The following is a 9,508-nucleotide window of genomic DNA, read 5'->3' as shown; positions in this document are numbered from 1 at the left end:
CAGTTGCGCTACGACAAGGTGGCGCTGGTGTTCAGCTATGTCTTCCCGGTGGTGCTGCTGCTGGGTATCGGCTATCCCTTGGAGCTGTCCGGCAATCACAGGATCAAGGTTTCTTACCTGGAAACGGAGATCGCGCCGGCCAGCAAATCCTTGGTCGACGCGCTCGGCAAGCAAGACCTCGTCCATGTCGCGCCCTTCGTGGGCGAACGCGCGCAGGCCGAGGCCGCGCTCAAGAACAACGAGATCCAGCACTTGCTGAGCGCCTCCGGGTCAGCCGAGGGCGGACCGGCGAACTTGACGATCGAGAGCAATTCGCTGGAAGAGAACCGCATCTCGGCGATCGCGCTGGCGTCGATCCTGAAGACCGACGTTTCCGTCTCGCCGACGACCAAGGTCCGCCTGCAGAACGTGGAAGTAAGTCGACGCTCCTCCTATCTGGCCACCTTGTTGCCGGGTCTGATCGGGATGACGCTGCTGTTGATCGGCTTGAGCGGTTTCGGCTCGGTGCTGATCGGCGAGGAAAGCGCGGGGCTGTTCAAGAATTTGAAAGCCATCGACGTTTCGCCAACGCCGTTCTTCGCCGGACTGTTTCTCTCGCGCGTCCTGGTCGCCTACAGCGTGGTCGCCGGCATGCTCGCCGTCTCCGTGTTCGGACTCGGCGTGTCGGCCGACATCAACTATCCGTTGCTGTTGCTGGCGGTGACGATGGGCGCAGCGACCTATCTGGGCATCGGCCTGATCGTGTTCCTGTTCAGTCGTTCGGTGATGGCGTTCAGCGGTATCGTCAGCTTCATCCAGGTGCCGATGTTGCTGCTCGGCGGCGCGTTCTTCTCGATCAAGCTGTTCCCGTCCTGGTTGCAACCGATCGCCGAGCATTCGCCGCTGGCGCCGTTCACCTCGATCCTGCGCGAGCTGATGTTCGGAGGCGTCGGTCTGCACGACGTTTCGCAGCTGTACCCGTCGCTGATCACCATGTCGGTCTGGATGGTGGTGATCCTCTTGCTGGCGCGCTGGAGATTCCGATGGTGATCCCCGCGCCTGTGGAGCCGATACGTGTGCGCGTCGCCGTGCAGGACGCAGGGGATCGTGTCGGCATATTCCCGGGCATTCGCAACATGCGTGGAGCGGGACGGAATCGGGGCGGTTCGGTGCGAAGCGGACGGCGACGCCGGCGATCGCCGCGTCCAGACATGAGAAGCAGTCCCCAGTTTCGATCCCTGTATGCCATCAGTTGGGTCCAAATGACGCACACGGCCATTGCTATCGTCCGTGTTGGTGTTACGGTTACCTACATCACCATATGTCCAGGGAGGGGAGGTGCGATGGACCACCCACGCGACGATTCACCCGTGATCCGGTTCGTTCCGCCATCGCTGGCGCAGCTGCCCGCGCCTGCGCTGGTTCGACATGGGGCGGCCGATGCGCCGGTACCGGCCCAATTGCCGCAGCGGTCCGATATGCACTCGGCGCTGGCCCGTTCCCCCCGTTCAAACACCGAAGTGGTCTCGTCATGAAAATGCGTCCAGTGATCTACGCCGCAACCTTGCTGGGCACCGGTCTGCTGCTGGGCCTCTTGCTCAGCGGTCGATCCGCGAAGTCTGCGGTCACCACCAACCAAACCACGCCACCGCTGACGGTCAGCGTGATCAAGCCACAACGCAAGGCGCTGGCGGAGGCGGTGTCCGTGGTCGGCGCCACGCGCAGTCGCGAGAACGTGCCGGTGATTCCGCAACTGTCCGGCCTGCAGGTGCAACGCGTGGAAGCCGAGGTCGGCGACTACGTCAAGGCCGGGCAGGTATTGGCGGTGCTGGACGGCAAGGGCATGGGCATCTCCAGCAACGAACTGCGCTCGGACTTCGAGCGTGCGCAGGGCGATTACGAGCGCATGCGCCTGTTGCTGCCGCAGCAACTGGTCAGCGTGGAGTCGTTCAAACAGAAGCAGGCGGATTTCGAAGGCGCGCGCGCGCGCTACGACAACGCGCGACTGAGCGTGCAGCGCACCAGCGTCGTCGCTCCGGCCGCAGGCTTCGTCTATCGGCGTGCTGCCGAGATCGGCAATCTCACCAGCGACAGCGTCGCCTTGTTCGAAATCGCGAAGGACGGCGAGATGGAGGTGGATGCCAGCGTGCCCGAAGCGGTGGTCGGGCGTCTGAAGCCGGGCATGAGCGCGAGCATCAAGCTGGCCGGGCGCGCCGAGCCTATCCCTGGCGAGATTCGGCTGATCACGCCGAACGTGGACAGCACCACGCGTTCGAGCGAAGTGCGGATCCGCCTGCACGCGCCAGAGGTCGTTCCGGTGGGCATCTTCGCGCAGGCGCGCATCGATCTGGCGCAGGTGGAGGGTTGGACGATTCCGCGCACGGCGATGCAGCAGGATTCGCTCGGCAGCTACGTCTGGCGTGTGGACGGCAAGGGTCTGGTGTCGCGCATGCCGATCACGCCGACCTTGCAGACCATCGACCAAGTCGTGGTGTCGGAATCGCTCGACGGCCTGCGCATTGTCGCCAAAGCCGGCCCATTCCTGCGCGAGAAGGACAAAGTGCTGATTGCCGACGCGAGTCGCTGACCGCCTTGGTGATCCAGGTACCGTGACGTTTCACCTGCCGCACTTCCTCATTGGATAGAGATCTTTCGAAATGAACTTCGGCTTCTCGACCTGGGCGATCCGCAATCCGGTGCCGCCGATCCTGTTGTTCGTCATGCTCACGCTGGCGGGCATCGTCGCCTTCATTCAGTTGCCGATCACCGCGATGCCGAACGTGGTCACGCCGGTGGTCGACGTGCTGATTCTGCAACCCGGCGCGACCCCTACCGAGATGGAGACCGAGACGACGCAGAAGGTCGAGGATGCGGTGGCGTCGATCCCGGGCATCAAGCGCATCGTATCGACGGTGACGGAAGGCCAGTCGTCGACGCAGATCGAATTCAACCTCGATGTCGGCGTCGATCGCGCGACCAACGACGTACGCAACGCGGTGGCCGCGATCCGGCAGAATCTGCCGGCGACGGTACGCGAGCCCATCGTACGCCGCGCCAGCGATACTGGCCGGCCGGTCGGCATCTATATCGCCGAAGCGCCGGAAATGCCGATGGAAGACCTGAGCCGCTTCGTCGATCAGACGGTCGCACGCGAGCTGCTGACGGTCAAAGGCGTATCGCGCGTGGACCGCAGCGGCGGCAGCGATCAGGAAATTTCCATCGTGCTGGACCCGGCGACCTTGGCGTCGCTCGGAATCAGCGCCGCCGACGTCAGCCAGCAAATGGTGGCCAGCAATGTCAACTCGCCGGGCGGGCGCTTGACCCTCGGCGCGACCGAGTACGCGCTGCGCACGATCGGCCGCGCCGACAGTCTGGACGCCTTGGCGGGTACGCGCATCGCGGTGCCGGGCGGACGCAAGGTGAAGCTGTCGGACATCGGTGTCGTTTCCTACGGCCCGTCGGAAGTGCGCAACATCACCAAGGTCAATGGCCGCCCGGCGGTCACCTTCATGGTCTACAAGGATCCCGCTGTCAGCGAGGTCTCGGTCGCCAAGGCGGTGCGCGAGCGCCTGGACGCGTTGTCGAAGACGGGTGGGGTGAAATTCCGTGTGGCCTTCTCGGATATCGACTTCGTCGAGATCGGCTATCGCGCGACGATGTTCAACTTCCTAGAGGGCGCGATTCTGACCGTGCTGGTGGTGTTCTGGTTCCTGCGCAATCGGCGCGCCACCTTGATCGCGGCGCTCACGATCCCGCTGTCGATTATCCCCACGTTCCTGGTCATGCAATGGCTGGATTTCAGTCTGAACATGATCAGCCTGCTGGCCATCACCCTGGTCACCGGCGTGCTCGTCGACGATGCGATCGTCGAGGTCGAGAATATCGACCGGCACATGCGCTCCGGAAAATCGGTCATGCAGGCGGCGATCGAAGCCTCCGAAGAGATCGGCCTGTCGGTGATCGCGACGACTCTGGTGATCTGCGTCGTGTTCATTCCGGTGAGTTTCATGGGCGGGCTGCCGGGCCTGTACTTCCGCCAGTTCGGTCTGACCGTGGCGGTCGCCGCGTTCTTCTCGCTGATGGTGGCGCGCCTGCTGACGCCCATGTTGGCGTCGCGACTGATGAAAGTGCCGACCACGGATCATCCGCAGGACGGGGCTCTGATGCTCCGCTATCTCGCGATCGTTCGCTGGACGCTCAAGCACCGCATCAAGACGCTGGTGATGGCGCTGCTCGGCGTGGTCGCTTCGTTCGGGCTGGTGCCGCTGTTGCCGCTCGGTTTCATGCCGTACGACGATTACTCCGTCTCCAGCATCACGCTGGAAGTTCCGCGCGGCAGCACCATCGAGCAGACCGATCAGGCGGCGCAGCAAGTCGCCGCGGTGGTGAGCAAGCATGCCGAGGTCGAATACGTGCTCACCCTGTCCGGCGGCGCCGACGGCGCGGTCAACAAGTCGCGGATCTACGTCAAGCTGGTTCCCCCGGCCAAGCGCGACATCAGCGAGCGCGAATTCACCACGCGCGTCTATCCGGAGATCGCCAAGCTGGCCGACATGCGGGTCGGTTTCGACAGCCTGTCGGGTCGAAAGGACGTATCGATCGCGCTGGTCAGCGACGACGATCGCGCGCTCACCCGCGCGGCCGATGCGGTCAAGCGCGACATGCAGAAGATTCCCGGGTTGATCGGCGTGGACACCAGCGTCGGCCAGGAGCAGCCGGAAATCGTCGTGCAGATGGACCCGCTCAAGTCGGCCGAGTTCGGCATCACCGCGGAGCAGGTCGGCGAAGCGGTCAGCACCTCGACGATCGGCGACGATATTCCGCGTCTGTCCAAGTTCAATTACATGAGCCGGGAAATTCCGGTGCGGGTGCGCCTGCCACGCGAATACGGCACCGATCTGGGCATCTTGCAGAACCTCAAGCTGCGCACGGCCGCTGGCGACAGCGTGCCGCTGGCATCGGTGGCCACGCTGCGGTTCGGCAAGGGGCCGGCCACGATCGAGCGTTACGACCGCGAGCGCCGCATCGATCTGCAGGCCAATCTCGACGGCGTCGCCCTCGGCACTGCGATGGCGGCGGTCAATGCCTTGCCGTCGATCAAGCATCTGCCGCCGGGCGTGCGCGTGCTCAATACCGGAGATGCCGAGTTCGTGAACGAATTGATGGTCAGTTTTCTGAAGGCGCTCGGTACCGGCCTGTTCCTGGTCTACGCGATCCAGGTCCTGCTGTATCGCGACTGGTTGCAGCCGCTGGCGCGAATGTTGGCATTGCCGCTGTCGATCGGCGGCGCGTTCTTGCTGCTGTTCGCGACCGGAATGGAGCTGAGCCTGCCGGCCTTGCTCGGCATGCTGATGCTGATGGGCATCGCCGATAAGAACTCGATCCTGCTCGTGGACGCCATGCTGGAGAACATCCGCGAAGGGGTGCCGAGATTCGACGCGATCATGCTGGCGTGCCGCGCCCGCGCGCGCCCGATCGTGATGACCTCGGTGGCGATGACCGCGGGCATGCTGCCGCTGGCATTCGGCGTCTCGCTGGACTCCGCGTTCCGCGCGCCGATGGCCATCGCGGTAATTGGCGGCCTGATTTCCTCGACCGTGCTCAGCCTGATCCTCGTCCCGGTGCTCTTCAGTTTCGTCCACGACGTCGAATTGTGGCTCGCCCGGAAGTTCGGTCCCAAGGCGCAGGCGATCGTGCCGAATGCGGCGTGACGGGGTGGACGGCGAGCGGCGATCGGATGGGGGAGGGGACAAGGCTGGCTTGAGCGATCGCCATTGCCGCGACGCGATCGGTGTGGGACGCTCCGGTGCCGCCCGCTTCTCGATTTGCCTCGATGGTCTTCCTCACATGGCATCGCTGCTCGTACCTGGCGGCGTGCGAGACCTGGGGTCATGACGGAAGGCGAATGCGCGCGCCGATGCGAAGCGGACGTGCCGCCAGGCGTCGCCGAGCCGGGTATCGATGTCTGGCTCGCGTTCTATGACGATATCGCTGAAGACGCGCTCGCGGAAATGTTGCCGGTGTTGAACGCGGATGAGCGCAGGCAGCAGGTGCGGTTCCTGCTCGAGGACGACCGCAAGCGCTACCTCGTCACCCGTGGCATGGCGCGCACGGTGTTGTCCGAATACGTGGATGTGCTGCCGAAGAACTGGCGCTTTCTCAAGGATGGCTTCGGGCGTCCACGCATCGCGGAGCTCCACGGTATTGGCGCATGCGGCCTGTCTTTCAATATCTCGCATACGCGAGGGCTGATCGCCATGGCCGTTACCGCGCGTCGCGCAGTGGGCGTGGATGTCGAACACCTCGCGGTACGACAGGTGTCCATGGGCGTGGCGAACGGCAATTTCGCGCCAGAGGAGATCGCCGACCTCGCGCGCATTCCCCCCGATCAACAGCAGGATCGCTTCTTCGAGTACTGGACGTTCAAGGAGTCCTACGCCAAGGCGCGCGGTCTGGGGATGTCCATCCCGCTGGACAAGTTCGGTTTCCAGCTGGCGGGTGGAGGGTCGGTACGATTGGTGGCCGATCCGGTCCTGGATCACGATGTGGATCGATGGCGTTTCTGGCAGTACCGGCCCACGCGCGATCATTTGTTGGCGCTTTGCGCCGATGTCGGCAATGAGCGGATCCCTCGTGTGATCATCCGGCGCTGGATTCCAGCGGGCGCGCATGCGGTGCTCGATCTGGAACTTCTGAAGGCCTCGTGAGAGACCCGGCAGAGGCGAGCGGCCTATCCGTACCGAATAGGCCGCTGCTACGCGTCTCTGACGTATCGCTCCGGCAGTGCCGTGTCGTGCTTTGGAAACGGTCGGGCGTGTTGCGCCGGTCTTCAGCTGCGGGCGTTGTCCCGCGCCTTGCCGACTTCGCTTTGGACCTTGCCGGCGCCCTTCTGAAGTTTGCCTTCGACTTCCTTCAGCTTGTTGCTGGTGACCTTGCCGACGACTTCCTTGACGCTGCCCTTGACCTGGTTCTTGGCGCCTTCAGTGCGATTCTTGTCCATCGTTGACTCCACGTAGAAATGAGCACCCTTGAGCGGGCATCGCCAAGCTGCGCGCAGCGCGGTATGCCCGGAGTGAAGATCCCGCCATCCAACGCGGGAGCCTGTGCGCGCCGTGCTGTCCCTGGCGACGACACCTCGCATGCGACAGCCGGGGGATGCCGCATGCGTTTGGCGCGTCCGATCACTGGGGTTGCGGCGCCTGGCATTCAAACACACTGATGCTGCGCGGCGGCGCCAGGAAGGCGCTGGCGCCTGCGGGCATGCTGTCGATCTGCAATGCATCGTCGGTGGAAAGCACCAGCTTCCAGTGCAGTTCCTCCTCCGACGAGGGCAGGGTGAAGTCCACCCCTTCGTGGTAGGCGTTGATGACGATCAGCAAGGTGTCGTCGTTGGCCAGTTCCTTGACCCCGGAGGTCTGCGCCTTGCCCTCCAGCAGCAGTCCGACCGAGCGAGCGCCGGCATCGGTCCAATGCGCGTCTTCCATCTCCGTGCCGCCGGGATTGAGCCAGGTGAGGTCGCGCAGGCCGGCTTCTTCGTTGTACTGGCCGTTGAGGAAGCGCCCGCGGGTCAGGATCGGATAGCGCTTGCGCAACGCGCTCAGCGCTTTCACGAAGGCGGTCAGGCGGCCCTCGGTGAGGTCGTTGTCCCAGTCCAGCCAGGTGATCTCGTTGTCCTGGCAGTAGGTGTTGTTGTTGCCGCCCTGGGTCTGCGCGCGCTCGTCGCCGGCCAGCAGCATCGGCGTGCCTTGCGCCAGCAGCAGCGTGGCCAGCAGGTTCTTGCTCTGCCGCTCGCGGATCTGCAGGATCTCGGCATCGTCGGTGCCGCCTTCCGCACCGTAGTTGCAGGAGCCGTCGTTGTTGGAGCCGTCGCGGTTGTCCTCGCCGTTGGCCTCGTTGTGCTTTTCGTTGTAGCTGACCAGGTCGCGCAGGGTGAAGCCGTCGTGCGCGGTGATGAAGTTGACCGAGGCCCACGGGCGGCGGCCGCGGCGATCGAACAGGTCGGCCGAGCCGGTGAAGCGGGTCGCGAACTCGGCCAGCATGCCGTCGTCGCCCTTCCAGAAGGCGCGGGCGTTGTCGCGGAACTTGTCGTTCCACTCCGACCAGCCCGGCGGGAAGTGGCCGACCTGGTAGCCGCCCGGGCCGCAGTCCCAGGGCTCGGCGATCAGTTTCACTTCCGACAGCAGCGGGTCCTGGTTGCACGCATCCAGGAAGCCGCCGCGCTGGTCGAAGCCGGTGGGTTCGCGGCCGAGGATGGTGGCCAGATCGAAGCGGAAGCCGTCCACGTGCATCTCGCCGGCCCAGTAGCGCAGCGAGTCGTTGACGAACTGGATCACCCGCGAATTGCTCAGGTTCAGCGTGTTGCCGGTGCCGGTATCGTTGATGTAATAGCGCTTGTCCTCGGCCAGACGGTAATAGCTGGCGTTGTCGATGCCGCGGAACGACAGGGTCGGGCCGAGTTCGCTGCCTTCGGCGGTGTGGTTGTAGACCACGTCGAGGATGACTTCCAGGCCCTGGCGGTGCATGGCCTTGACCATGTCGCGGAACTCGTCGCGATGGCCGCTGGCCAGGTAGCGCGACTTGATCGCGAAGAAGCCCAGGGTGTTGTAGCCCCAGTAATTGCGCAGGTCCTTGTCGAGCAGGTGCTGGTCGTCGAGATAGGCGTGCACCGGCAGCAGTTCCACCGCGCTCACGCCCAGCTCCTTGATGTAGCGCAGCACCGGTTCCTGGGCCAGTCCGGCGCAGGTGCCGCGCAGTTCCTGCGGCACCTGCGGGTGGCGCATGGTGTAGCCGCGCACATGGGTCTCGTAGATCAGCGTCTCGCTCCATGGGGTCAGCAGGCGCGCGTCGTTGCCCCAGTCGTACGTGTCCTCGACCACCACGCACTTGGGCATGAACGGCGCGCTGTCGCGCTCGTCGAAACTGAGGTCGCCGTCCGGGTGGCCGACGGTGTAGCCGTAGAGTTCGTCCGCCCAGACCAGGTCGCCCTCGATTTCGCGGGCATAGGGGTCGAGCAGCAGCTTGTTGGGATTGAAGCGATGGCCTTCGCTGGGCGCATACGGGCCGTGCACGCGGTAGCCATAGCGCTGGCCGGGCTTTGCGTCGGGCAGGTAGCCGTGCCAGATCTCGTTGGTGTACTCGGGCAGGTCCAGTCGCGTTTCCGTGCCGGATTCGTCGAACAGGCACAGCTCCACGCGCGTGGCGTGCGCCGAAAACAGGGCGAAGTTGGTGCCCTTGCCATCGAACACGGCGCCGCGGGGAAAGGGGCGCCCTTGGCGGATGCGTGAGGGAGTGGCGTAGACGGCGCTGGCGGGATGTCGCATCGGGGGAGGGCTCTTGGCCGGCATGCCGGCGTGGGGGAAGAGCGCAGCATTGACGCGGGTGCCGTGCAGGACGCGTCATGGCATTCCGAGGGGCGCGTGAGGAGCGCGCCGCATGACGCCGAATTCGAGTGCGGTGTCGCTCGGATGGAGGGCGCGGACGCATGGAACGCGGCGACCCCGCATGGCCGAACCGTATCCGCCACGCCAAC

The 9,508-nt window shown here is 64.7% G+C and carries 6 protein-coding genes; 4 read left to right on the top strand and 2 right to left on the bottom strand.

All coding sequences use genetic code 11. From position 1 onward, the window contains the following. Positions 1-3 precede the first annotated feature (3 nt). The 4 genes from AB3X08_RS12485 to AB3X08_RS12470 all read left to right on the top strand — a co-directional run bounded on the left by AB3X08_RS12485 (position 4) and on the right by AB3X08_RS12470 (position 6,686). Positions 4-1,029, top strand: a complete 1,026-nt coding sequence (locus tag AB3X08_RS12485) for an ABC transporter permease (RefSeq protein ID WP_369932926.1) — start codon at positions 4-6, stop codon at positions 1,027-1,029. 481 nt (positions 1,030-1,510) lie between these two features. Next, on the top strand, positions 1,511-2,566 hold the full coding sequence (locus AB3X08_RS12480) for an efflux RND transporter periplasmic adaptor subunit (protein WP_369932925.1): 1,056 nt from the start codon (positions 1,511-1,513) through the stop codon (positions 2,564-2,566). Between the two features lie 70 nt (positions 2,567-2,636). Further along, positions 2,637-5,690, top strand: a complete 3,054-nt coding sequence (locus AB3X08_RS12475) for an efflux RND transporter permease subunit (protein ID WP_369932924.1) — start codon at positions 2,637-2,639, stop codon at positions 5,688-5,690. Between the two features lie 180 nt (positions 5,691-5,870). Further along, positions 5,871-6,686, top strand: a complete 816-nt coding sequence (locus AB3X08_RS12470; RefSeq protein ID WP_369932922.1) for a 4'-phosphopantetheinyl transferase family protein — start codon at positions 5,871-5,873, stop codon at positions 6,684-6,686. 122 nt (positions 6,687-6,808) lie between these two features. On the opposite strand, the gene AB3X08_RS12465 is transcribed toward AB3X08_RS12470, so the two are convergent. Further along, positions 6,809-6,979 carry a CsbD family protein gene (locus AB3X08_RS12465; RefSeq protein WP_369932920.1) on the bottom strand — a complete coding sequence of 57 codons (171 nt, stop codon included), beginning with the start codon at positions 6,977-6,979 and terminating at the stop codon, positions 6,809-6,811. Between the two features lie 181 nt (positions 6,980-7,160). Beyond that, positions 7,161-9,299, bottom strand: a complete 2,139-nt coding sequence (glgX, locus tag AB3X08_RS12460; protein WP_369932919.1) for a glycogen debranching protein GlgX — start codon at positions 9,297-9,299, stop codon at positions 7,161-7,163. Positions 9,300-9,508 lie beyond the last annotated feature (209 nt).

Source organism: Xanthomonas sp. DAR 34887 (assembly GCF_041245805.1).
GTDB lineage: Bacteria > Pseudomonadota > Gammaproteobacteria > Xanthomonadales > Xanthomonadaceae > Xanthomonas_A > Xanthomonas_A tesorieronis.
The sequence above is the reverse complement of the archived record's forward strand: the minus strand, read 5'-3'. Positions and strand labels throughout refer to the sequence as shown.